Origin of the sequence: Achromobacter ruhlandii (assembly GCF_902859695.1) — a bacterium.
GTDB classification, from domain to species: Bacteria; Pseudomonadota; Gammaproteobacteria; order Burkholderiales; family Burkholderiaceae_B; genus Achromobacter; species Achromobacter ruhlandii.
The window spans coordinates 20,785-43,237 of record NZ_CADIJL010000026.1 but is presented as its reverse complement, the minus strand read 5'-3'; the positions used below and the strand labels follow the sequence as shown (position 1 = coordinate 43,237).

The 22,453-nt window shown below is 68.2% G+C and carries 21 protein-coding genes; 17 read left to right on the top strand and 4 right to left on the bottom strand.

Annotated elements, in window-relative coordinates; genetic code table 11:
• Positions 1–11 precede the first annotated feature (11 nt).
• Together HV742_RS24255 and HV742_RS24250 are read right to left on the bottom strand one after the other, a co-directional pair.
• Positions 12–1,646, bottom strand: a complete 1,635-nt coding sequence (locus tag HV742_RS24255) for a collagen-like triple helix repeat-containing protein (RefSeq protein WP_175146585.1) — start codon at positions 1,644–1,646, stop codon at positions 12–14.
• 346 nt (positions 1,647–1,992) lie between these two features.
• Positions 1,993–3,702 carry a ShlB/FhaC/HecB family hemolysin secretion/activation protein gene (locus HV742_RS24250; protein ID WP_049072996.1) on the bottom strand — a complete coding sequence of 570 codons (1,710 nt, stop codon included), beginning with the start codon at positions 3,700–3,702 and terminating at the stop codon, positions 1,993–1,995.
• Between the two features lie 493 nt (positions 3,703–4,195).
• Between HV742_RS24250 and HV742_RS24245 the strand changes: the two genes are divergently transcribed.
• From HV742_RS24245 to HV742_RS24165, 17 genes are all read left to right on the top strand, one after another.
• Complete coding sequence (locus HV742_RS24245) at positions 4,196–5,026, top strand: MHYT domain-containing protein (protein WP_175146584.1); 831 nt, start codon at positions 4,196–4,198, stop codon at positions 5,024–5,026.
• A gap of 128 nt (positions 5,027–5,154) precedes the next feature.
• On the top strand, positions 5,155–5,331 hold the full coding sequence (locus HV742_RS24240) for a Flp family type IVb pilin (protein ID WP_049072998.1): 177 nt from the start codon (positions 5,155–5,157) through the stop codon (positions 5,329–5,331).
• A gap of 227 nt (positions 5,332–5,558) precedes the next feature.
• Entirely contained in the window at positions 5,559–6,062 is a 504-nt protein-coding gene (locus HV742_RS24235) for an A24 family peptidase (RefSeq protein ID WP_175146600.1), read from the top strand.
• A complete protein-coding gene (locus HV742_RS24230; RefSeq protein WP_232732795.1) occupies positions 6,029–6,469 on the top strand; it encodes a TadE/TadG family type IV pilus assembly protein in 441 nt (146 codons plus the stop codon). The genes HV742_RS24235 and HV742_RS24230 overlap by 34 nt, the downstream gene beginning before the upstream one ends.
• 1 nt (position 6,470) lies before the next feature.
• Positions 6,471–6,968: a TadE family protein gene (locus HV742_RS24225; protein ID WP_049073000.1), complete on the top strand. Its 498-nt coding sequence runs from the start codon at positions 6,471–6,473 to the stop codon at positions 6,966–6,968.
• Positions 6,965–7,918, top strand: coding sequence for a Flp pilus assembly protein CpaB (gene cpaB / locus HV742_RS24220; protein WP_068980672.1), 954 nt, complete (start codon positions 6,965–6,967; stop codon positions 7,916–7,918). The genes HV742_RS24225 and cpaB overlap by 4 nt, the downstream gene beginning before the upstream one ends.
• A 65-nt stretch (positions 7,919–7,983) precedes the next feature.
• A complete protein-coding gene (locus HV742_RS24215; protein WP_100508219.1) occupies positions 7,984–9,366 on the top strand; it encodes a type II and III secretion system protein family protein in 1,383 nt (460 codons plus the stop codon).
• The gene (locus HV742_RS24210) at positions 9,363–10,703 is read left to right on the top strand and encodes a MinD/ParA family protein (protein WP_049073003.1); all 1,341 of its coding nucleotides are present in this window, start codon (positions 9,363–9,365) and stop codon (positions 10,701–10,703) included. The genes HV742_RS24215 and HV742_RS24210 overlap by 4 nt, the downstream gene beginning before the upstream one ends.
• A 21-nt stretch (positions 10,704–10,724) precedes the next feature.
• Positions 10,725–12,080, top strand: a complete 1,356-nt coding sequence (locus HV742_RS24205) for a TadA family conjugal transfer-associated ATPase (RefSeq protein WP_054417300.1) — start codon at positions 10,725–10,727, stop codon at positions 12,078–12,080.
• Entirely contained in the window at positions 12,080–13,009 is a 930-nt protein-coding gene (locus HV742_RS24200; RefSeq protein WP_049073005.1) for a type II secretion system F family protein, read from the top strand. The genes HV742_RS24205 and HV742_RS24200 overlap by 1 nt, the downstream gene beginning before the upstream one ends.
• Positions 13,010–13,020: 11 nt before the next feature.
• Positions 13,021–14,025, top strand: coding sequence for a type II secretion system F family protein (locus HV742_RS24195; RefSeq protein ID WP_049073006.1), 1,005 nt, complete (start codon positions 13,021–13,023; stop codon positions 14,023–14,025).
• An 11-nt stretch (positions 14,026–14,036) separates the two neighbouring features.
• Entirely contained in the window at positions 14,037–14,918 is an 882-nt protein-coding gene (locus HV742_RS24190; RefSeq protein WP_144419113.1) for a tetratricopeptide repeat protein, read from the top strand.
• Between the two features lie 15 nt (positions 14,919–14,933).
• Positions 14,934–15,380 (top strand): DUF3613 domain-containing protein, encoded by a 447-nt coding sequence (locus HV742_RS24185; protein WP_175146583.1) that lies wholly within the window; start codon positions 14,934–14,936, stop codon positions 15,378–15,380.
• A gap of 40 nt (positions 15,381–15,420) precedes the next feature.
• The gene (locus HV742_RS24180; protein ID WP_049073009.1) at positions 15,421–17,523 is read left to right on the top strand and encodes a pilus assembly protein TadG-related protein; all 2,103 of its coding nucleotides are present in this window, start codon (positions 15,421–15,423) and stop codon (positions 17,521–17,523) included.
• A 49-nt stretch (positions 17,524–17,572) separates the two neighbouring features.
• Positions 17,573–18,979 carry a sigma 54-interacting transcriptional regulator gene (locus HV742_RS24175; protein WP_175146582.1) on the top strand — a complete coding sequence of 469 codons (1,407 nt, stop codon included), beginning with the start codon at positions 17,573–17,575 and terminating at the stop codon, positions 18,977–18,979.
• Positions 18,980–19,118: 139 nt separating this feature from the next.
• Positions 19,119–19,826: a DUF2968 domain-containing protein gene (locus HV742_RS24170; RefSeq protein ID WP_049073011.1), complete on the top strand. Its 708-nt coding sequence runs from the start codon at positions 19,119–19,121 to the stop codon at positions 19,824–19,826.
• A gap of 191 nt (positions 19,827–20,017) precedes the next feature.
• Positions 20,018–20,476, top strand: coding sequence for a DUF1178 family protein (locus HV742_RS24165; RefSeq protein ID WP_175146581.1), 459 nt, complete (start codon positions 20,018–20,020; stop codon positions 20,474–20,476).
• Between the two features lie 84 nt (positions 20,477–20,560).
• Here the strand turns inward: HV742_RS24165 and efp are convergent, their stop codons facing one another.
• Positions 20,561–21,121: an elongation factor P gene (gene efp / locus HV742_RS24160; protein ID WP_006220534.1), complete on the bottom strand. Its 561-nt coding sequence runs from the start codon at positions 21,119–21,121 to the stop codon at positions 20,561–20,563.
• A gap of 212 nt (positions 21,122–21,333) precedes the next feature.
• Positions 21,334–22,449 (bottom strand): elongation factor P maturation arginine rhamnosyltransferase EarP, encoded by a 1,116-nt coding sequence (gene earP, locus HV742_RS24155; protein WP_175146580.1) that lies wholly within the window; start codon positions 22,447–22,449, stop codon positions 21,334–21,336.
• Positions 22,450–22,453 lie beyond the last annotated feature (4 nt).

Genomic DNA, 22,453 nt, shown 5'->3' with positions numbered 1-22,453 from the left:
GATCCGGTTGATTACTTCTTGGCCGACAGGCCGCCCAGCAGGCCGCCGAGCAGGCCGCCGTTGGTCGAGCCGTTGGCGCTGGTGCCGCCGCTGACGCCGGCCGTCACGCCGCCCAGCAGGCCACCGAGCAGGCCGCCGTTGCTGGCCGTGCCCGACGTGCCGGCGCTGGCGCCCGCGCTGGCTCCCGCGCCCGCTCCGGTGCTGGCACCGGCGCTGGCCGTGACGCCGCCCGTCAGGCCGCCGAGCAGGCCGCCCAGCAGACCCCCGTTGTTACCCGTGGTGCCGCCGGCCGTGCCGCCACCGGTGGCGCCGGTCACGCCGCCGAGCAGGCCACCCAGCAGACCGCCGTTGGCCGCGCCGCCCGTGGCGCCGCCGAGGTTACCAGTCACGCCGCCAAGCAGGCCGGTCACCGGGGCCAGCAGGCCGCCGTTGCCGCCCGTGGCGCCGCCGGTCACGCCGCCCAGGATGCCGGTGATGGGGCTGAGCAGCCCGCCGTTGTTGCCGCCCACCGCGCCGCCCAGGCCCAGGCCGCTGGTCAGGGACGCCACCGCGCCGGTGGCATTGGCCAGGGTGTTGCCGAGCGGGTTGGTGTTGCCCGGCGTGGCATTCAACAGGCCGCCGGCGCTGCTGACCGCGCCGCCCAGGCCCTGCAGCACGCCGTTCAGGCCGGCCACGTTGCCGCCAGGCAGTTGGCCGCCCAGGTTGCTGACGGTGCCGCCCAGCGTGTTGAGCAGGCCGGCGACCGGCGCGCCCAGCTTGGTGGTGGCGCCCACCTGCTGCGTCAGGCCGACCACCGTGCCGGCCAGCGGGCTGGCCGTCGGATCGAGCGCCGCGCCGATGCCGCCGAGGGTCGGCTGCAGGCCCAGCGGCAATACGTTGTCGACGGTCTTGCCGACGTTGCCCAGGGCCGGTTCGAGCAAAGGCTTGGACGGTCCGCCCAGCACGCCGCCAGTCACGCCGCCGACCAGCTGGGTGACGGGGTTCAGCAGGCCGCCCTGGCCGGACAGGCCGCCGGTCAAGGCGCCCACCGCGTTGGTGGCGTTGCCCAGGATCGTGGTCAGCGGCTGCGGGTTCTTGGGATCGGCGTTCAACAGGCCGCCGGTGCTGGCCACCGTCTTGCCCAGGCCTTCCACCAGGCCGCCGACGCCGCTGCTCAGGCCCCCGGGCAGGCCGGTGCCCTTGACCGTGGTGCCCAGGCCTTCGACCAGGCCGCCCACTTGCTTGACCGTGCCGTCCACGGGTTGGCCCAGGCCGGTGGTGGCGCCCACTTGCTGGGTCAGGCCGACCACCGTATCGACCACCGGCTTGACGGTGGGATCCAGCGCCTTGCCGACACCGCCCAGTGTGGTGCCCAGGTTCAGGGGCAGCGTGTTGTCGACGGCGTTGCCGGTATTACCCAACGTGGTTTGCAGCAAGCCCGTCGTGACCGGATTGTTGGGATTGTTGGGGTTGTTCGGATTATTGGGATTACCGGGATTGTTCGGACCGCCGGGGTTGGTCGGAATATCCGTGCCGGGCAGGGCGGCCGAACTCTTGTGGCCGCCGCCACCCCCGCCGCATGCGGCCAGCGCGCTCATCAGCGCGGCCGCCATGACGGTGGAGGTCAGAATACGTTGTACGCGCTGCGTTTCAATCTTGGCATTCATGGCGAGCTCCTGTGGGGGGAAGTGTCAGGCGTGGAAACTGCCCGATACATCCCTACATGCATAAACCGTGCCAATATTTTTCGAACGCGATGTCAGGCCCTGTTCAGTCTCTCTTCAAATAAAATAAAGTCCATGTAAATCAATGATTTGAAAGAAAAACAGAGGGTTTGTACCAATATTGGGAATCCCCCATTTTTACGATGACGCGCCGCCTGCGAATGTTACGTTCGAGCCCGTATCAGCCGTTACGTTACGGGCCGCGTTACGTAACGCGGTGTATGGAACGGGCAAGAAAAAGCGCCTGTCGAAACAGGCGCGAGGGCATGGCGCGGGATATCGCCGCGGATCAGAACGCGTCGTAATACAACGAGTAATTGGCGTTGAAGCGCACGTTGCGGTTGTCGTTGACGGTGGCCGAACCAATCGGCTTGGCCACGTTGAAATCAAACAGGTAGTACTTGTCGTCGGTAAATCGCAGTCCCAGCGCCACCGATGACAGGTGGCGCTGATTCAATTGCTGCAGGCCGGAATTGTTGTACCAGGTGCGGGCATAGTCGATCAGCGCATACGGCTGCACGTTGGTCAGATACTGCCAGCCGATGCCGAAACGGCGATTGACCTCAGCGGAAACCCCGACGCCCTTGTCGCCGCTCTGCTCGCCTTGCGGATAACCCATCGCATACCGCCAGCTGCCATACGACACCTGTTCCGAGGACGGCAGGATATTGCTCGAATACTGCGCGGCGCCGGACAGGGTCAGGCCGAACTGCGCCGGCAGGGCGAAGGTCTGCTTGGCATTCAGGTTGTAGCGGGTGAAGTCCAGGTCCAGGATCGGCACCGCCGAGTAGCCATAGTTGGTGTTGATCTCCTTCTTGGCGCCGGCGGTGTTGAAGCCCTTGGCGACCGCCAGCGTCACGTCCGAGGTCGCCGATTCCGACACCTGGATGTAGCGCATTTCGAGATTGGCGGCGCGTACCTGCGCGTCCTGCTGCAGCCAGCGGTCGGATTCCTTGGCCTCGTAGCGGTCCTTGGAATTGGCGGCGTACACGCCCAGCGTGCCGGTCAGCGAGCGGGTGTTGTTGAGCAGGAACGGATAGCTGACACCGATGCCGATGCGGTCGTTCTTGACCCGGCGGTTGAAGCCCAGGTAGTCGATGGCGTCGTCCTTGGGCCGCGCGTCGTAGTGGTAGCCGTCGATCTTGACGGCCAGGCCGTCGTTGCCCAGCGGTACGCGGATTTCGCCCGATACGTATTTGACGTCGTCGGTGTTGAACGGCACCGAGGCCGTCAGCTTGACCTGTTCTCCCAGCGGCGTGAGGCTGTTGGTGGCCAGGTTCACCAGCGGCTGCATGCCGGTGCCCAGGTCCGCCACGCCGCCGGTCAGGCTGACCGGCTGGCGCGACGCCGCCAGCACCAGTTCGGTGGCGCCGTCGGCGCGCCGCGGCAGGTCCAGCGACGGCGTGAATTTCACCCCGGGCACCGTGCGCATCAGGTTCAGCACGCGTTCCAGCGTGGCCTGCTTGAGCGGCTTTTCTTCTTTGAGCGGCTCGGCCAGCGATTCCAGCCTGTCCTGGGCGTTGCCAATGTCGCCTTCGATGCGCACCGTGCCGATATAGCCTTCCACCACGGTGACCACCACCAGGCCGTTGGCGAAGCTCTGGTTCTGCACCAGCGCGAACGACAGCGGGTAGCCGCGGTCGCGGTACAGCTGCGTGATCTTGTCGACCTGCTGCACCAGTTCGCCCAGGCTGATCTCCTTGCCGGACAGCGGCGAAAGCAGGTTGGCCACCTCCTCGAACGGCATTTCGTGCACGCCGGTGACGTCGAAGTTGCGCGGCACGATGCGCTGCGCCAGGCGCGCCTGCAGGGCCAGTTGTTCCGGGGTCTGCGCCTGGACCACCGGGGGCGGCTGGGTGGCGGTGGGCGGCCGTTCTATCTGGGGCATGGCGTCGACGGGATTGCCACGCAACGGGCCATCGGCATGGGCAGTGCCCAGGGCGGCCAGCGTGCAGATCAGGGCGAGGGAAAGCGGACTTGCAGGAAGCGTACGTCTCATGCCGTGTTGTCTCTCGTTTGCCGCCAAGGCCGTTTTAAACAGGTGTCCGGTAAATGGCCTGAATAAAGGCTTTAAATATACGGGGTCGCTATATGGATAAAACGGGTCGCGCGCCGCTCAGGCGGTATGTTGCCAGCGCATCTGGGTAATGACAAATTATTTCATGTGACTGCCTGGAAACGTGGATATAACAACAGACGGCAATGAAACGCAATCCTGGCAATGCGCGGTACAGGGTTTACCGGTATTCCGGAAAATGAAGGTGGCGAATTTCCGGGTATTCGTTACAAGTAAGCTGTCGCAGTGTTGCGAATACTGGTATAAACCCTGATGTGTATTAATTGTTAATAGATAAGACTATATAAACGTTTCAAAACACATCGGGTTTACAGGCTCTCGGGAGTCCGCAGATGGACCAGGATGACCGCAACGGAATCGTTGCCCGCACGCCGGCCGCGCAAGCTCGCCGGCGGCCCACCCACAGGGGCCGCGAATGAACCCCGGCGATATCGTCCCGCTCTCGTTCCATGGCGGCCTGGTCGCGCTGTCGTTCCTGATGGCGGCCTTGGGCTCCTATGTCGCGCTGCTGGCGGCGGTCGGCATCCGTACCGAAATGCAGGACGGCGAGATCCGCATCGGTTACATCCTTATCGGCGCCCTGGCGATGGGCGGCGTCGGGATCTGGAGCATGCATTTCATCGGCATGCAGGCACAGGAATTGCCGTTCAGCGTAGGTTACCAGATTGGATTGACGGCGATCAGCTTCCTGGTGGCGGCGGGTTTTTCCGGGTGGGCCTTCTGGTATGTGGGCCGCGAGCGCTTCACATTTATGCGCTGCCTGGTGGGTGGCCTGGCCGCGGGTCTGGGCGTAGCGGCGATGCATTATGTCGGCATCAGCGCCATGCGCATGCCGGCCGTATTTATCTGGAATCTGCCGATGGTTGTTTTATCGGTATTGATAGCGGTAATTGCCGCGTCAGCCGCATTGTGGCTCGCTTTCAATACGCGCAATGAGCTACAGCGCGTCGCGGCGGCCATTTTGATGGCGATCGCCGTGTGCGGCATGCATTACACGGGCGCGGCGGCCGGAACGGTGGTCTGCACCACGCCGAGGGATTTTTCCAGCATGCAGATCGGCGGGGTGATGCTGCCGTACATCGCGTTCGCGCTGTCGGCCGTCATGCTGCTGGTGATGCGCTGGCATTTGCAGCGCGCGTCGCGCCGGTTCCGCGCGCGCCTGGCGCAGCGCATCGACTCGATCATTGAATCGGCTCCCCTGGTGGAGCCGGGCAGGGCGCCCGGATCCACCCTGGGGCCGAGTTAGCGTCTGTTGCGGTACCCGGAGGGCGCGGGGTGTGGAACACGCCAACGCGCCGGCAGCACCGGGCTTAGGGGGCCAGCGCCATCTCGATGGCATGGCTCGATTATCAAGCGAGACCTCAGGAGCTCGATATGAAAGCGAAACTTGCGCAGTTCTGGAACGAAGAAGAAGGTATCACCGCCCTGGAATACGGGCTGATCGCGGGCACCATTGCGGTGGCGCTGGTAGCGGCGTTGGCGACATTCACGGGCGCGCTCAGCGGCCTGTTCACGTCGCTACAGGCCAAGCTCGCCAACGCGTCCAAGTGAAGCCGAAGGCCCCGGCCGCTTCGGCGCGCCTGGCTTCGGCCAGGGCGGGTCGAACGGTCGGGCCTGCCGCTCCGCCGGGCGCGGAGCCCTTATTGACCACATTTCCCGCGCAGCGACTTCGGGCGGTTGCGGATTGACGGCGTGGCGCGCCGGATCGCGCGCGGGGATGTCTTGCCAGGTTGAATCCGAAACCGTCAGAAGGTCCTGCCTTGTATCCAGGGGAAGCGCTGTGGTGGCTGTTGTTCGCATGCTGGAATCTGGTGTTGATATACGCCGATCTGCGCTATCGCCGCGTACCCAACACGCTCATCGTCGCGGGATTCGCGGGACAGGCGCTGTGGCTGCTGGCGGCCTGGCTGGCGCCCGCATGGGGCTATCCGCCGCGTTGGGCGGGTTGGTCCATGGCCCTGGCCGGCTTCGCGCTGGCATTGCCATTCTTTCCCCTCTGGACGCGGCGTCTGATGGGCGCGGGCGACGTCAAGGCGATCGCCATCCTCGGGCTGCTGTTGGGTTTTGCGCCCCTGGTCATGACGCTGGTGGCCGCCAGCCTGCTGGCCGGCCTGCACGCGCTGCTCTACCTGTTCATTTCCCGAAGCCGGGCGCTGCCGCTTCGGGCTCGCCAGATCCCCTACGGCGCCTACCTGGGCGCGGCCGCGCTCAGCGTGGTGTTTATTCCCTTGAATTCGGACTGGTATTCGTGGTGTTTTTCCTGGTGTTCTACGCGATCCTGACGTATGCCCTGGTGTTCACCGCGCAGCACTCCGTCACGCTGGCCGCGCAGGACGGCGCCCGCAAGGTCCTGCAATGGCAGCCGGGCGCCGCCTCGCTGACCGTGCGCGCCAATGCCGGCCGTGATATCGCGCTGGACCGCTCCGGCTGGATCACCACCATGTCATCGGCCGCCGTGGCGGTGGCGGTGTGCGGCGCCACCGGCACGCTCAGCAGCACCGCGGGCGGGGCCTGCAGCGGCTTGCCGCTGAGCGCCGACCAGATCGAGGTGACGGTCAGCTATCCCTACGGCGCCAACCCGCTGATCCCGAATTTTCCGTTCCTGGCGCAGGCGCTGATGCCGCCCACCAGCGTGTTGAGCGCGCGCGCCACGGTCCATTTGGGCAACGCGCTGGACGGGAGCCCCTGACATGAACGAGCGCGCCGCCTTCGATGCCGCCACCGGCCGTCGCCGCGCAGACGGCCAGCGCGGCATCGCCACGCTCGAGTTCTCGTTGATGGTGACGATGCTGCTGATGTTCGTCTGCGCGGTGGTGGGCTACGGCGTGCTGTTCTGGATGCAGCAGCAACTGGCCTCGGCCGCCTCGGAAGGGGCGCGGGCCGCGGTCTACGCGCGCTTTTCCGGCAAGGCGGATGTGCCCGGCGCGGCCTGCTCGGCGGCCATGAGCGTGTTCGGCAGCGGCTCGGCGGTGGCCTGCGCCGCCACCAGCGCGCCGTGCGCGTGGAGCGGCTCGGGCGGACAGACAGCTCAGTGCAGCACGGTCGCCATGACTTTCAACGTGCAGGCCTGGCCGGTGCTCTCGACCTTCCAGGCGTTCATCGCCATGTTGCCGGGGACCGACAAGAACTGGATTCCGACCCGGCTGTCGTCCAAAGCCATCGTGCAAATCTCCCAAGGGACACCATGAGCAGTCTGAGCAAGATCATCGCGGGCGTGTTGTTGGCGGCGGGCATTGTGCTGGCGTTCGTGGCCTGGCGCCTGGCGTCGGAACCGTCGGCGCCGCCGGCGGCGCCGGCCGGTCCGGTGGCGGCCACGGCGACCCCGCCGGCCGAGACGCCGGTCAAGCGCTATCCGGTGGTGGTGGCGGCCGCGGCGATCCCTGCCGGCACGCGCATCGACAGCGACAAGATGCTCAGGGTGGATCAGTGGCAGGTGGCGCTATCGGGCAGCTACAGCGCGACCACGCCGCTGCAGGGCGCCTACACGCGGGTCGACGTGGCCGCGGGCGACCCGCTGCTGCCCAGCATGCTGGCGCAGGGCCTGGCGCGCCAGCTCAAGCCGGGCGAGCGCGCGCTGGCGATCGCTGTTGACGAGGTGGTGGGCGGCGGCAACCGCATCGCGCCGGGAGACCTGGTGGATGTGTTCTTCCTGCTGGAGAAGGGCGTCGAGATCCAGGGCGGACAGGCCCGGCTGCTGCAATCGCAGGTGCGCGTGCTGGCGTATGGCGCGGCCTCGGTCGACGGTCCCGAGGAAAAGTCCACGCTGCCCGGCCCGCCCGGGCAGCCGGCCCGCACCGCGGTGCTGGCGGTGCCGGTCGAGCAGGTCAATGAACTGGTGCTGGCCAGCCGTTCTGGGCGCCTGCAACTGGCGCTGCGGCCGGTGGGCGACGAGGGCAAGCCGGATACCCAGCTGTTCGCGCAGCGCAGCGCCGTGCTGCCGGCGCGCGCCGACCTGACGCCGGAACAGCGCGAACAACTGCAAAGCGGTCCGAACCGCGCCTACGCCGGCGACAGCCTGGCGCAGCTGGATGCCCCGACACCCGCGGCCAGGCCCGCGCCGGCCCGCGCCGCCGGCGGCGCGGGCGGCCGCACGGTGGAAATACTGCGAGGAGACAAATCCGAGCGCGTGCGCTATTGAAACGTGGCTGCGCGTGGCCTGGTGCCGCCCGCGGCTGGACCTTACCTGTCAACCAGATCCAGCAAATGAAGAGATTTCAGCGCACCACCCTGATCTGCGTCCTGTCGGCCGCAGCGGCAATGACCCACGGCGCGGCCGGCCTGGCGCAGACCGCCTTGCAGACCGCGCCGGGCGCGCCCGCGCCCGCCCGCGACATCGCCGTGGCGGTCAAAGGCCAGCAGACGCTCATGCTGGATGGCGCGCCGGCGCGCATCGCCATTGGCGATCCGGACGTGGCCGACGTCAAGGTGCTGCCGGCTTCCGGCAAGCGGCAGGCCTCGCTGCTGCTGTATGGCAAGAAGCCCGGCACCACGCAATTGCAGGTCTGGACCGGCGCCAATGCCGCGCCGCAGCTGTGGAACGTGCGGGTGGCGGGCAACGTCCAGCAGGTGATGGCCGGGCGCGGCATGAGCGGCGGCGCCAACGTCGACGTGGCGGGCGACCGCGCGGTGGTCTCGGGCCAGGCCGATTCCCCGTTGTCGCACCAGGCCTCGGTGGCCGCGGCCGGCGCGGTGGTGGGCGACAAGAACGTGGTCGACGTGTCGACCGCCGGCACCGGCGGCGTGGTGCAGGTCGAGGTCAAGGTGGTCGAGGTGTCGCGCTCGGTCATGAAGCAGGCCGGCATCAGCTTCGCCGGCCGCAGCGGGCCGTGGGGCGGCACCAACTCGATCACGCCCGACGGCTTCCCGGCGCCGCTGGGGTTCAGCAAGACCGCGGCCCTGGCCTCGGGCTTCTCGCTGTTCTACGACTCCAATGACTTCAGCGCGCGCCTGCGGCTGCTGCAGAACAATGGCATGGCGCGCGTGCTGGCCGAGCCCACGCTGGTGGCCCTGACCGGACAGAGCGCCAGTTTCCTGGCCGGCGGCGAACTGCCGATTCCCGAGGCCGGCGGCCTGGGCACGACCACGGTGACGTTCAAGCCGTTCGGCATCGGCCTGACGGTCACCCCCACGGTGCTGTCGCGCGAGCGCATCGCGTTGAAGGTGGCGCCGGAGGCCAGCGAGCTCGACTACAGCAACGCCATCGCGATCTCGAATGGCACCAATTCGACCACGCTGATCCCGGCGCTGCGCACGCGCCGCGCCGACACCACGGTGGAACTGGGCGACGGCGAGAGCTTCGTCGTCAGCGGCCTGGTGTCGCGCCAGACCAAGGCGCTGGTCAACAAGGTCCCCATGCTGGGCGACCTGCCCATCATCGGTTCGTTTTTCCGTAGTGTCGATTACACCCAGGAGGATACCGAGTTGGTGATCGTGGTGACGCCGCGCCTGGTGCGGCCCATTGCGCGCGGCGTGACCCTGCCGCTGCCGGGGGCCAAACAGGAAGCGACCGACACCGCGTTCAATGCTTGGGGTTATTACCTGATGGGCCCAGTAGGCGGGCAGCAAATGCCGGGTTTCTCACGGTGAGCGATATGAAGACACATGCCAGGGAGTGGGTTGGCTTGCAGAACGGCAATCGGTTTCTGTTTTGTTCCAAGGGCGACGGCGTCGCCGCGCAGCTCGGGCAGGCGCTGGGCGACATGGGCTTGTTGACCCAGGAAGTCCCGGGCGTCGAGGAACTGGGCAGGCGCCTGTCCGAAATCGAGCCGCAGGTGGTGTTCCTGGACTTCACCTTGAGCGAGGACGAACCTGGCAAGCTGTTCAAGTCGGCCGAACTGGCGCGTCTGCTGGCGCGCATCGCGCCGACGATCCCGCGCGTCGCGGTGGGCCTGCTGAGCCAGCCGGAAGGCGCCATCGCCGCGCTGCGCGCGGGGGTCAGCGACTTCGTCGATCCGACCGTGGCGCCGCAGGAAGTCAAGGACGTGGTGCAGCGCCTGCTGGACGTGCCGGCCGGCGGCGGCCGCATGGACGGCTCGCGCCGCAGCGTGCTGCTGCTGGGCGCGCGGCCGGGCGTGGGCACCAGCACGCTGGCGGTGCACCTGGCCGGCATGGTGCAGGATCGGTTGAAGCAGCAGCATGGCGCGCGCGCCGCGGCCTCGGGCGCCAAGAGCGCCAAGCCGGCCGCGGACAGCGGCAGCCACCTGCCCCTGGGCAGCCGGGTGGCGCTGATGGATCTAGGCTGGCCGGTGGGCGATTGCCAGTTGTACCTGAACATCGGCGGCGATTTCGATTTCGCCGAGGCCGCGCGCAATCTGCGCCGTCTCGATTCGACCTTGTTGAGTTCGGCCATGTCGCATACCGCGAATGGCCTGAGCGTACTGGCGCTGCCGCGCGACCTGGGCCAGATGCGCGACGTGTCGCAATCCGATTCGCTGCTGGTGTTCGAACGCATGCGCCAGCACTTCGGCGTGGTGGTGGCCGACTCGGGCGGGTTCACCAATCCCGAATTCGTGGCCGGCCTGGCGCGCGCCTCGCAGCAGAACTGGATCGTCACCGACCAGAGCGTGGGCGCGCTGGTGTCGCTGGCCGGGCTGTTGCAGGAACTGGAGCAGTTGCATGTGGACCGCCGCAGTCTGGGCCTGATCGTTAACCGCTACGACGAACGCTACGGCATGACGGCCCAGCAGATCGCCGAGCGCTTCCAGCTCGACCTGGTGGGCACGCTGCCGGACCGCACGCTGGCGCTGATGGTCTGCACCAACCAGGGCCACCTGCTGCACGAGGAGGCCGAGCGCGACGTCTATGTGCGCGCGGTACAGGCGCTGGCCGAGAAATTGAGCGCGGAAGAAAACACGCCCGGCGGGCGGGCAAGCTGGCTGGCCACCTGGCTGCCCGGCGTGCACCGCCGCATGGTGGTCGAGTAACGCAAGGCGGCGGGATCCCACATGATCATGACAGCGACCATAGAATTCGGCGGCGATGGCGACAAGGGTTTCGCGTCGTCCAACCGCTTCCAGGAAGTGAAGACGGCGGCCTACGAGCACCTGCTCTCGCGCATCGAGGAGCTGGGGGCGGAATTCGGCCGCTGGGCGCGCTCGGCGATCCAGGAATTCGTCGACATCGAGGTGGCCAGCTTCGTGCGCCTGCGGCGCGTGCCGATCAACGAAGGCGAGATGCGCCAGATCGCCGAGGCGCTGACCAAGGAACTGGCCGGCCTGGGGCCGCTGGAGGACCTGCTGGCCGACCCCGCGGTCGAGGACATCCTGATCAACGGCTACGACAACGTGTTCGTGTCGCGCCGCGGCGTGCTGGCGCGCGAGACGCTGCGCTTCACCGACAACCAGCACGTGCTGCGCATCGTGCGCCGCATCCTGGCGCCGATCGGCCGCCGGCTGGACGAGTCCAGCCCCATGGTCGACGCGCGCCTGCCCGATGGCGGCCGCCTGAACGTGGTGATCGAGCCGCTGGCGGTCGACGGCCCGATGGTGTCGATCCGCAAGTTCCGCCAGGATCCGCTCAAGCCGGCCGACCTGCTGACGCTGGGCACCTTCGACGAGGAGATCTACCGCCTGCTGCACGAAGCGGTGAAGAACCGCTGCAACATCCTGGTGTCCGGCGGCACCAGTTCCGGCAAGACCTCGCTGTTGAACGCGCTGGCCTTCTTCATTCCGGAGACCGAGCGCGTGGTGACGGTGGAGGACACGGCCGAGTTGTCGCTGAACCATCCGCACGTGGTGCGGCTGGAATCGCGCCAGGGCGGCTTTGACGGCAGCGGCGCGGTCAGCATCCGCGAACTGATCCGCAACAGCCTGCGGATGCGCCCGGACCGCGTGGTGGTGGGCGAAGTGCGCGGCGCCGAGGTGATGGACATGCTGCAGGCCATGAACACCGGCCACGAAGGCTCCATGGCCACGATCCACGCCAACTCGCCGCGCGAATGCCTGTACCGGATCGAGATGCTGGCGGGGTTTGCCGGCTTCCAGGGCAGCGAGGACAGCCTGCGGCGCCAGATCGCCAGCGCGCTCGACTTCATCGTGCAGATCGGCCGCCTGTCCAACGGCAAGCGCCGGGTGCTGTCGGTGACCGAGGTCACCGGCATGGGCGACAGCGTGATCTCGACCCAGGAACTGTACCGCCATGAGACCTTCGCCACCCCCGAGGGCGAGGAAAAGGACCGCTGGAACTGGCTCGGCATCCATCCGCACACGCCCAAGCTGGCCAAGATGCGCAACGAACAACGTCCCGCCGACAACACGCCGCCCGAGTCGGAGGGCGGCGGCTTCTGGAGCAGGAGGCGCTGATGCTGCAAGCCGGGGTGATCGGTGGCCTGGCGCTGGTGCTGGCCTTGGCGGCGGTGCTGCTGTGGCGGCACGCCAATAGCGGCCAGCGGCGGGCCGCCAGTTCCGCTTTCCTCGAAGACCAGTTGCGCCGAAGCCGCGGCGCGCCGGTCAGCGGCAAGCTGCCGTTCGCGCAGGGCGCGCGCGCCTTGCGCAGCGGCTTTTCGCGCTGGGACATGCTGCTGTTGCAGGGCGGCGTGCGCCAGAGTCCCGGTTTCTACGCCCGGCTGATCCTGCCCATCGTGGCGGGCGCGCTGCTGGCCTGGGCCTTTCTGGGCTGGCTGTCGGCCCTGGTGGCGCTGGTGCTGCTGTCCGTGTTCGCCTATTTCCTGCTGTGGCTGCGGGCCGACCGGCGCCAGCGGCGGCGCGTGTCGCAACTGCCGGCGTTCCTGGACAACATCGTGCGCCTGGTCACCATCGGCAACAGCATGGCTTCCGCCTTCCAGACCGCGGCCGCCGCCACCGACGAGCCGCTGCGCGAAGTGGTCGAGACCGCGGCCGCGCTGAGCCGTTCGGCCAAGGAACTGGACGCGGCGCTGGTGCAGGTTTCGCGCCAGTACGACATGAAAGAGCTTTATATGGTGGCGGCGGTGGTTTCCGTGGCGCTGCGCTTTGGCGGCCGCAGCGACCAGGTGCTCGAGCGCATGGCCGCATTCATGCGCGACATCGGCCAGGCGCGCGCCGAGCTGTCGGCCAGTTCGGCCGAGATCCGGCTGTCGGCCTGGATCCTGGCGCTGCTGCCGCTGGGCATCGCCGGCTTCATCATGGTGGCCAACAATGACCTGTTCATGGGACTGTGGGTCGATCCGCTGGGCTTCAAGATGTTGATGACGGCGGTCTGCCTGCAACTGGGCGGCTCGTACATCCTGTACCGCATGGCCAAGGCCATTTGAGGGCGCCGCGCATGCAAGCGATCGAATCCTGGAATGTCTCGACGGTGCTGGCGGTGGCGCTGATGCTGGTCGCCGCCGCCATGCTGGTGGTGGGCCTGAGCATGACCCGGCGCCTGCGCGGGCAGGACCGCAGCCGCCAGGTGGTGGACCAGGCCCTGGCCACGCGCGAGGGGCGCGCCAAGGCGCAGGCCGCGGCCGCGCCGCCGGCCGAGGGCATGCAGGGACGCCTGGCCGCGGCCACGCGCGCCGCCGATTCGTTCGGCAAGCGCCTGAGCGAAGGCCGTTTCGCCGAGGCCCTGCTGGCGGGCGAGGACCGCAAGCTGGTCGACATGGCGGGCTACCAGAATCCGGCCACGGCGCGGCTGCGCTTCATCGTGGCGCGCTTCACCCTGGCGCTGCTGCTGCCGGCGGCGGCGGTGGCGCTGGACCTGGGACGCAAGGTCGGCGGTTCGTCGCTGGGCCTGTTCGTGGCGGCGTTTTTCGGTTTCGCCATCGGCTACATGCTGCCCAAGTGGTTCGTGCGCCGGCGCCTGTCGCGGCGCCGCAAGCAGGCCGCCAACGAACTGCCGCTGCTGATCGACCTGCTGCGCCTGCTGCAAGGGGTCGGCCTGTCGATCGACCAGAGCCTGCAGGTGCTGACCAAGGAATTCGACCAGGTGCTGCCGGTGCTGGCGTACGAGCTGCGGCTGGCGTCCGAGCTCTATGTGCGGGGCCGGACCCGCGAGCAATCGCTGGCGCGGCTGGCGGCCGGCTTCGACAACGACGACCTGTCGGCCATCTGCCGGCTGATCGCGCAGGTCGACCAGCACGGCGGCGCGGTGCAGGAGCCGCTGAACCGCTTTGGCGAACGCCTGCGCGAGAAGCGCCGCCTGGAACTGAAGGAAAAAGTGGGCAAGACCACCGTCAAGATGACGGCGGTCATGATCGTGACCTTGTTGCCGGCGCTGTTGATCGTGACAGGCGGCGCGGGCTTCGTGGCGGTATTGCGCGGTTTGTCGCGCATGGGGGGCATGTGATGGCGGGCGGTATGGGAAATGCGCGGTGCGCGTGGCGTTGGACCCTGGTGGCGGCGGTGGCCGCGGGCGCCGGGACGTTGGCCGGGTGCCAGACCAACAACGCCGAGACCGCCTGGCAGCTGATCCAGCAACAGCAGCAGGAGCAGGCGTTGATGCGCCAGCGCGAGGACGAAGCCGAGAACCGGCGCAAGCCGACCGAGCCGGACATGATGCTGTCGATGATTGCCGAGTCGCAGCGGCAGGAGCGCTACTTCGCCTCGCTGGCCTATATCGAGGCATTCCAGCAGAAGTTCGGCAACGATCCGCGTATCGCGGTACTGCGCGCCGAGGCGCTGCGCCAGACGGGCCAGACCGCCTCCAGCGAGCAGGCCTACCGCGCCCTGATCGGCACCGCGCAAGCGGCCGATGGCTGGCACGGGCTGGGACTGATCGCCGGCTCGCGCGGCCAGTTCGACCAGGCCGCCGACTACTTCGCGCGCGCCGCCAAGCTGTCGCCGATGGACCCGCGCATCCTGGGCGACCTGGGCTATGCGCGCCTGCGCGCCGGCGATCCGGCCGGCGCGCGCGTGCCGCTGGGCCAGGCCGCCGAGCTGGCGCCGGAAAGCGCCAAGGTGCTGGCCAACCTGGCCCTGCTGCTGCTGGTCGAAGGCGAACCGGTGCGGGCCCAGAACGTGATGGACCGCGCCAAGCTCGGCGACGAGGCGCGCGGCCAGGTGCTGCGCCTGGCCACCGAGATCCGCAGCCAGGCCTCCGCCCCGGCGGTCACCTCGGCGAGCGCCGGGGCCACCGCGGCCGACGTGTCGAGCACCCGCGTGTCGCGGGGCGAGGGCATCGTGATGCCGGTCATGAGCCCCTTGATGGACAGACTGGGCAACGGCCCGATCATGCGCTAACCAGGAACCCCGACCATGTCTCGAACCGCTTCATACGCTTCGCTTTCCCTGCTGCTGTTCCTGGCCGGGGCCGCGCCCTGGGCCAGCCAGGCGCAATCGAATACGCCCCTGACCGGCGCCATGAGCGGGGGCGGCGTGGCCCAGGCCGCGCCGGTGCCCGCCACCGCGCCAGCGGCCGCGCCGGCCGCGCAGATGCCGGCGCGGCCAGTGGTTCAGCAGGTACAGACGCCCATGCCGCAGCCGGCGCCCCAGGCGGCCGCGCAGCCCGAGCAGGCCCGGGAGGAATTCGGCGACATCACGCGCGGCCTGCTGGCCGCCCAGGCCGACGGCCGCCGCGCGGGCGCGGCGCTGCCGGTGCTGGGCGCGGCATCCACCGCCGCCTGGAACCGCTACATCGACAGCTTCACCCGGCCGATCCCCGAATGGTTCGACAAGCGGGTGCAGACCAACAACACGAATTGATTGGGCAGGACCTGTCTCATCGAGTCACGGAGCCGCGATCATGCCAGCCACGCATTCCCGTTCTGCAATCTGCCCGCGGCAGCGAGGCAGCATGACGGTGGCCATCGTTTTCGCGGTCATCGTCGGCCTGGTGCTGCTGGGCGTGGCCCAGCTGGGCTATGCCTACTATATGAAGCGCGAGATGCAGAAGGCCACGGACCTGGCCGCGCTGTCGGCGGTGCAGGTGCTGGGGATGGGCGCGCCCGCCGATTGCGCCCGGGCCCAGGCCGCCGGACAGGCCGCGGTGCTGGCCAACGTGCCCAACATCCTGGACACCTTCGCCGCCGGCGACGTGACGGTCGAGTGCAAGCTCTGGGACACCTCGCGCCCCGACGCCAGCGGCATGTACCTGTTCGATCCGAGCAGCGGGCAGGTGCCGAACGCGCTGCGCATCACGCTCAACAAGACCCTGAGCAGCCTGCTGCCGGCGTTCATCGTGGGCGGCACGCCGGTGCAGACCATCTCCGTGGCGGCCAACACCCAGCCGGTGGCCGTGTTCACGGTCGGCTCGCGCCTGCTGCGTTTGCAGAAGGGCGGCCTGCTGTCGCAATTGCTGGCCACCGTCGGCGCCACGCCGGCGCAGCTGGACATTCTCGACGCCGCCGGCCTGGCGAGCGTCAACATCACGCCGTCCGGCCTGCTGGAAGCGTTGGGCCTGCCGGTGTCGGTAGCCACCGGCGTGGGCACGCCGGCGCAGCTGGCCGCGCTCAACAACCTGACGCTGGGCCAGCTGCTGCAGGCCACCCTGACGGTCATGAACAAGGCCGGCGACACCGCCGGCGCCAGCCTCGGGCTGCTGACCAACGCCATCAACGTGGTGTTGAACGTGATGCCGGTGAACCTGCCGGTCAAGCTGTTCGGCGACGGCGGCGTGCTCGACCTGAACGTGATCAGCGGCGACATCAATTCGGCGCTGCAGGCCAACATCAACGCGCTCAATGTGCTGGAAACCGCGCTGGTCATCGCCAACGGCCAGAACCTGGTGAACCTGGGCCTGAACGTGCCGCTGCTGGGCGTGCAGTCGCAGGTGCGCATCGTCGAGCCGCCCTCCATCGGCGTGGGCGGCGTCGGCACGCAGGCCACCAGCGCCGGCATCCGCGTCTATCTGCGGGCCAACACCAGCAACATCCCGCTGGTCGGGCCGCTGCTGGCCAACACGCTGGGCACCAAGATCGACCTGCCCATCATCATCGACGTGGCGCAATCGACCGGCACCGTTTCCAAGCTGTGCCAGGCGCCGCTGACCGAGTCGCAGGCCACCATCGACGTGACTTCGTCCGTCGCCAACATCTGCCTGGGACGCTTTCCCGGCATGTCGTCGGCCGTCGACAACGTGCAGGCCAATTTCCTGTCCATCACCAACAGTTGCCAGCCGAGTTCGTTCGCGGCGATCCAGCGCTACCAGGTGCTGAACGTGCTCGGCATCCTGCCGCTCACCAGCAAGGTCACGCTGCCGATTTTCAATTCGACCGCGCCCGTGTCGGTCACGCTGACCGAACCGCCGTCGCCCAATTCCACCGCCACCGTCAACGCCACCTCGATCAACCTGGGCGCGCTGGCCTCGAACCTGGCCGACGCCGTGGTCGGCGGCATCCTGGGCGACCTGATCGGCACCGGCACGCCGCTGACGCCGGAACAGCGCGCCTCGCTGGCCACCACCCTGGTCGGCGGCGGGGGCAGCAATCCCGGCAAGTCCATTTCGCAGGTGGTCAACGACATGCAGTGGTCCTCGACCGCGCTCAACCAGCTGGGCCAGCGCATGTCCACCGGCGGCCTGACCGGGGTGCTGGGCGGCACGCTGCAACTGGTCGGCAACCTCCTCAATTCGCTGTTGCTGGCGCCGCTGAGCGACGTGACCTGTCTGCTGGCGATTACGCCGGACGCCATCCGCCAATGCCGCGTCAACGCGGTGTCCACGCTGGCGCTGAGCGGCGGCAACCAGGTGGGCGGCGTGCTGTCGATCGTGGTGACCCTGCTGCAGCCGCTGCTGGGCATGCTATCGACCCTGCTGCAGCAGTTGCTGGACCTGCTTGGCCTGAGCGTCGGCCAAACCGATGTATCGCTGCTGTCGGTGGACTGCGGCAAGCCCCGTCTGGTGTATTGATGATGAAGCCCTTGATTCCTGCCCAACCCTGGCCGGCGCGGTGGTCGCCATGACCCAGAAATTCTCGCGCGAAGAATTCGACGTCTATGTCTGGGAGGGCACCTCCGACATCGCCAGCCGCGCCGAGCGCTGCCTGGCCGGCATGGACGTCTCGCTGGTGCGGGCCGATGCCGGCACCGCGTTTCCCCCGCCGCGCGATCCGTCGCGCCCGGCCGTGGCGCTGGTTTCGGTCTCGGTCATGGGCGACAACCGTTTCAGCGGCTACGACTGGCTGTCGGGGCAGGCCATGCCGGTGATCTGGGTGGCGGCCGAGGCGCGCGGCCGCGATCCGCGCTATTACCCGCCCGAATACTCCTACACACTGCCGCTGGCCTTCACCACGTCGGACCTGCGCAAGCTGTTGTTCGAATTGCTCGGCACGCTGGACCAGTTCAGCCGCGGCGCGCCGCGCCGCGAACAGCCGCTGATCGCGGTGTCCGAACCGATGCGGGCGCTGCTGGCCGAGGCCGAGATGTTCGCCGACTGCCGCAGCAACGTGCTGATCCACGGCGAGACCGGCGTGGGCAAGGAACGCATCGCGCGCCTGCTGCACGACCGCGCCGCCTGGTCGGACGGGCCGTTCGTGGCGGTCAATTGCGGCGCCATCCCCGAGGGCCTGTTCGAAGCGCACTTCTTCGGCCATGCCAAGGGCGCCTTCACAGGAGCGGTGGGGGCGCACAAGGGCTACTTCGAGCAGGCCAGCGGCGGCACGTTGTTCCTGGATGAAATCGGCGACCTGCCGCTCTACCAGCAGGTCAAGCTGCTGCGGGTGCTGGAGCAGAGCGCGGTCACGCGGTTGGGCTCGACCGTCGAGGTGCCGGTCGATTTCCGCCTGGTCGCGGCCACCAACAAGGATCTGCGGGTGCTGGTGGGCCAGGACGAGTTCCGCGCCGACCTGTACTACCGGCTGGCGGTGATCGAGCTGCGCATTCCCAACCTGGAGCAGCGCGGCCCCGAGGAGAAGGCGGCGATCTTCCGCGCGCTGCTCGAACGGCTGGGCGCCGAGGGCGAGCCGCCGGGCTGGCTGGTCGAGCGGGTGGCGCGCACCCGCTATGCCGGCAACGTGCGCGAATTGTCCAACGTGGCCGAACGCGTGGCCATCGTGCGTCGCCAGTTCCAGGCCTGGGACCAGCCGCGCATCGAGCGCATTTTCGACCAGTTGGCCGAGCCGCTGCGGGCGCCAGGCGCGCTGGCCACGGCCGGCGCCAGCAGCCAGTGTGAACCGCCAGTCTTCACCGACGCCGAGCGCGCCGAACGGGCCCGTATCCTGGCGGCGCTGGACGTCAACGGCTGGCGCCGCCAGGACACCGCCAACACCCTGGGCATCAGCCGCAAGGTGCTGTGGGAAAAGATGCGCAAGCTGCACCTGGGCGGCGGCCAGGGCGAAACCGCCGATGGCATCGTGGAGGCCTCATGAGGCCTTCTGCCGTGGGCCCGGCGTGGCGCAATAGGGAATGGCCCTTAGCGCGCGACAGTATCGCGCTGTGCTATGTAAGCGCGTCAGCCGCGAGCGAAATAAATTGCTATAGTTCCGCAACGATTTTTTTGGGGAAGGCATGAACGTCCACTTTATCCGTGCCGCCGCGCGCATGGCGCTGTTGGGTACGGCCCTGTCCGGCCTGGCGGCCTGCGCCAGCGCGCAATCCGAGCCCCCGCGCCCCACGGTGCAGCAGGTCGAGGACAAGCAGGCTGCCTCCACGCCGGTGACTCCGCCCGCGCCGGCGCCCGCCGCGCGCCCGTCGTCGACGGTGGCCGAGCTGCAGGGATTGATCCAGAACCGCCAGGTTTCCGAGCTGCGTACGAGCTACAACGGCACGTACGGCGCCAGCCTGCTGTTCAAGCCGGACGATCTGACCTACTACGTGGCCCTGTTCCAGCAGAAGGATTTCTGGCGGGTGCTCAAGACCAAGTCGGACAAGCAGGCCGAGGCCACCTACCGCGCCTTTGCGGCCCAGTCGGCCGACCTGGCCGAAGTGGACATCAAGCGCATCAAGCTGCAGGCCGAATACACCCACGCCGAGAAGCTGCTGGCCAGCCGCAGCGCTGAACTGAGCACGCTGCAGGCCGACCGCACCCTGCGCATGCAGCAGGAAGAGCAGGTCGCCGCGCGCCAGGAGCAGTCGCGCCAGGAAGCCACCGCGCTGGCCGACCAGCAGAAGGACGTGCGCCAGCAACTGCGCGACCTGCAACGCCAGATCGACGCCTTGCAGGCGCAGCAGGCGCAGATCGGCCAGGCGCCGGCCACGCCCAGGCGCGGCAAGTAAGCGCCTCGCACGCCAGCTAGCGGGCCCCCGGGCCCGCTTTTCGTTGGGCGCGGGGCGGAAGCCGCCGCCGGTGTGTGGCGCGAATGCCGCCAAACCGCCCGGAATCGGCCGAAAACCCCGTTCGCGGCCCGGTATCCGGCGGCGCGTGCGCGCTTTCTTGTATTCTGGATGCCAGCCCCCATATTCCCATCATGGCTCTCAAAGTTTTCGACCTCCAGTGCGAGCACGGCCACATCTTCGAAGGCTGGTTCGGCTCGCACGAAGACTATGACGCGCAACAGGCGCGTGGACTGGTGTCGTGCCCGGTCTGCGGCTCGGCCAGCATCACCAAGCGCCTGTCGGCGCCGCGCCTGAACGTGGCGCACCTGCACGCGCCCGCGGTGCCGTCGGCGGCGCCGGCCGGCGCCACCGACGCCGAGAAGATGTCGGCGCTGCAGGCGGTGGTGATGCGCCAGGTGCGCGCGCTGCTGCGCAATACCGAAAACGTCGGCGCGCGCTTCGCCGAGGAAGCGCGCCGCATCCACGAGGGCGACGCCGACGACCGCCCCATCCGCGGCACCGCCACGCGCGAAGAGCGCGAGGCCCTGGCCGAGGATGGCATCGACGTCATGGCCGTGCCCGACTTCCTGGACGACGAGCGCCTGCAATAGCCGCGGCCGGCCTTGTCCGCCGCGCCAGGCAAAAAAAAGCGCCAGACCCCGAAGGGCTGGCGCTTTTTCGTACCTGCCGCCGGATCAGTTGTTGACGCGGCTGCGGTATTCGTTGGTGCGCGTGTCGATTTCGATCTTGTCGCCGATGGCGCAGAACAGCGGCACGTTCAGTTCGTAGCCGGTGTTGATCTTGGCGGGCTTGGTCACCTTGCCCGACGTGTCGCCGCGGACGGCCGGTTCGGTGTAGGTGATTTCGCGCACGATGGTCGTGGGCAGTTCCACCGAGATGGCGCGGCCGTCGTAGAAGACCACTTCCACGGGCATCGCTTCTTCCAGGTAGTTCAGCGCGTCGCCCATGCTTTCGGCTTCGATTTCGTACTGGTTGTACTCTTCGTCCATGAAGACGTACATCGGGTCGCCGAAGTAGGAGTACGTGCACTCCTTGCGATCCAGTTGCACGACTTCGAACTTTTCGTCGGCCTTGTAGACCGATTCGCTGGCCGAGGCGGTCAAGAGGTTCTTGAACTTCAGCTTGACGACGGCGGCGTTACGGCCGGACTTGTTGTATTCGGCCTTCTGGACCACGAGGGGATCCTTGCCGACCATGACCACGTTGCCGACTCGCAATTCCTGAGCGGTTTTCATCGATAAAACTCCGGGGGGAAAGGGTGCACTCGCCGTGCTTGCAGAAAGCCGCCGAAGGCGCCTGGCGACGGGCCGCAAGGCCCATCGACATCAGCCTGGAGATTCGCGCGGAACCCGTCAGAACGAGCCCGCGCATCTGGCTTCATGCACACCCCGGGAGGCGTCATAGTTGAGGCGCCGACAATCCAGGGCGACTCAGAAAACTCTCTATTCTAGCGTTTCTTGGCCAACTCTGCGCAAAAACCAGCCAGATTCTCCGCCAGGTCGGGCCGGGCGGCCTGCGCCGCGTCCCAGTCGCGGGCCGCCTGGTTCCAGGCCTGCCAGGGGCCGGGTCGCAGGGCCGCCGCCAGCGCGGCCTCGGCGGCGGCGCCCGCATCCTCCTGATTCCAGGCGCGGATGAGATCCGCGGCCGGTTCCGGGGCCGGATAGCGCGCCAGCCAGGCGTCGAGTTTTTCCAGGTGGATGTTCTCGTCCTGCGGGTAGATCTGCCAGGCCAGCGGCCGCGCCGCCCATGCCGCGCGCACGAACGAGTCCTCGCCGCGCACGAAGTTCAGGTCGGCGCACCACAGGATGCGGTCGAAGTCAGGCTGGGCCACGAACGGCAGGCGCGCCACGGCCGGGCCGCCGGGCACGGCGCAGGCCGCTTCCAGCCGGGGGGCGACGCCTTCCGGCACCAGCAGCAGGGTGGCGCCAGGGGTCGCCGCCAGCGCGCGGGCCAGCGCGTCGACCGGGGCGCTCGGGTAGCAAAACAGGGACACCGTGCGGGCGCCGTTGCGGCGAAGCGACAGCAGGCTGTCCGCCACGCCCAGGCCGCGCAGGAATGCCTCCTGCGCGTCGCGATCCGCCTGGAAGGCGTCGCGTTCGGCCGACAGGCCGGTTTCGCGCAGCAGGCCGCCGGTGGCCGGCGTGAAGCCGGGGAAAAAGAAATGTTTGACCAGCCCGTCGGGCCGCTGCGACGGCAGGCCGTGGCAGCTTTCCACCCAGGCCTCGGCGCTCAGGTATTCCAGGTTGATCCAGACCGGGTGGCGCTGGCGCATGCTGGCCAGGAAGGCCTCGGGCGGATCGCAGGCGAAGGCCTCGATCACCACGTCGCGCGCGGCCAGCGCCGGATCGGGCGCGGCCGACCAGTGCACGATATCCACTTCCTGGCAGACCTGACGCGCGGCGCCGGCGTCGATGCCGGGCTGGATGCGCGCGAAGCTGGAAAGGTCGTCGACCCACAGGCGCACGTCCCAGCCATGGCCGTGCGCCAGCCGCCGCGCCAGACGCCAGCAGACGCCGATGTCGCCGTAGTTGTCGACCACGCGGCAGAAGAGGTCCGCTTGCATCGAC

Bases quoted from the DNA above. Each gene is read 5' to 3' on its own strand.
- HV742_RS24255 (WP_175146585.1), bottom strand. From the start codon at position 1,646: ATGAATGCCAAGATTGAAACGCAGCGCGTACAACGTATTCTGACCTCC.
- HV742_RS24250 (WP_049072996.1), bottom strand. From the start codon at position 3,702: ATGAGACGTACGCTTCCTGCAAGTCCGCTTTCCCTCGCCCTGATCTGC.
- HV742_RS24245 (WP_175146584.1), top strand. From the start codon at position 4,196: ATGAACCCCGGCGATATCGTCCCGCTCTCGTTCCATGGCGGCCTGGTC.
- HV742_RS24240 (WP_049072998.1), top strand. From the start codon at position 5,155: ATGAAAGCGAAACTTGCGCAGTTCTGGAACGAAGAAGAAGGTATCACC.
- HV742_RS24225 (WP_049073000.1), top strand. From the start codon at position 6,471: ATGAACGAGCGCGCCGCCTTCGATGCCGCCACCGGCCGTCGCCGCGCA.
- cpaB (WP_068980672.1), top strand. From the start codon at position 6,965: ATGAGCAGTCTGAGCAAGATCATCGCGGGCGTGTTGTTGGCGGCGGGC.
- HV742_RS24215 (WP_100508219.1), top strand. From the start codon at position 7,984: ATGAAGAGATTTCAGCGCACCACCCTGATCTGCGTCCTGTCGGCCGCA.
- HV742_RS24205 (WP_054417300.1), top strand. From the start codon at position 10,725: ATGATCATGACAGCGACCATAGAATTCGGCGGCGATGGCGACAAGGGT.
- HV742_RS24200 (WP_049073005.1), top strand. From the start codon at position 12,080: ATGCTGCAAGCCGGGGTGATCGGTGGCCTGGCGCTGGTGCTGGCCTTG.
- HV742_RS24195 (WP_049073006.1), top strand. From the start codon at position 13,021: ATGCAAGCGATCGAATCCTGGAATGTCTCGACGGTGCTGGCGGTGGCG.
- HV742_RS24190 (WP_144419113.1), top strand. From the start codon at position 14,037: ATGGGAAATGCGCGGTGCGCGTGGCGTTGGACCCTGGTGGCGGCGGTG.
- HV742_RS24185 (WP_175146583.1), top strand. From the start codon at position 14,934: ATGTCTCGAACCGCTTCATACGCTTCGCTTTCCCTGCTGCTGTTCCTG.
- HV742_RS24180 (WP_049073009.1), top strand. From the start codon at position 15,421: ATGCCAGCCACGCATTCCCGTTCTGCAATCTGCCCGCGGCAGCGAGGC.
- HV742_RS24175 (WP_175146582.1), top strand. From the start codon at position 17,573: ATGACCCAGAAATTCTCGCGCGAAGAATTCGACGTCTATGTCTGGGAG.
- HV742_RS24170 (WP_049073011.1), top strand. From the start codon at position 19,119: ATGAACGTCCACTTTATCCGTGCCGCCGCGCGCATGGCGCTGTTGGGT.
- HV742_RS24165 (WP_175146581.1), top strand. From the start codon at position 20,018: ATGGCTCTCAAAGTTTTCGACCTCCAGTGCGAGCACGGCCACATCTTC.
- efp (WP_006220534.1), bottom strand. From the start codon at position 21,121: ATGAAAACCGCTCAGGAATTGCGAGTCGGCAACGTGGTCATGGTCGGC.
- earP (WP_175146580.1), bottom strand. From the start codon at position 22,449: ATGCAAGCGGACCTCTTCTGCCGCGTGGTCGACAACTACGGCGACATC.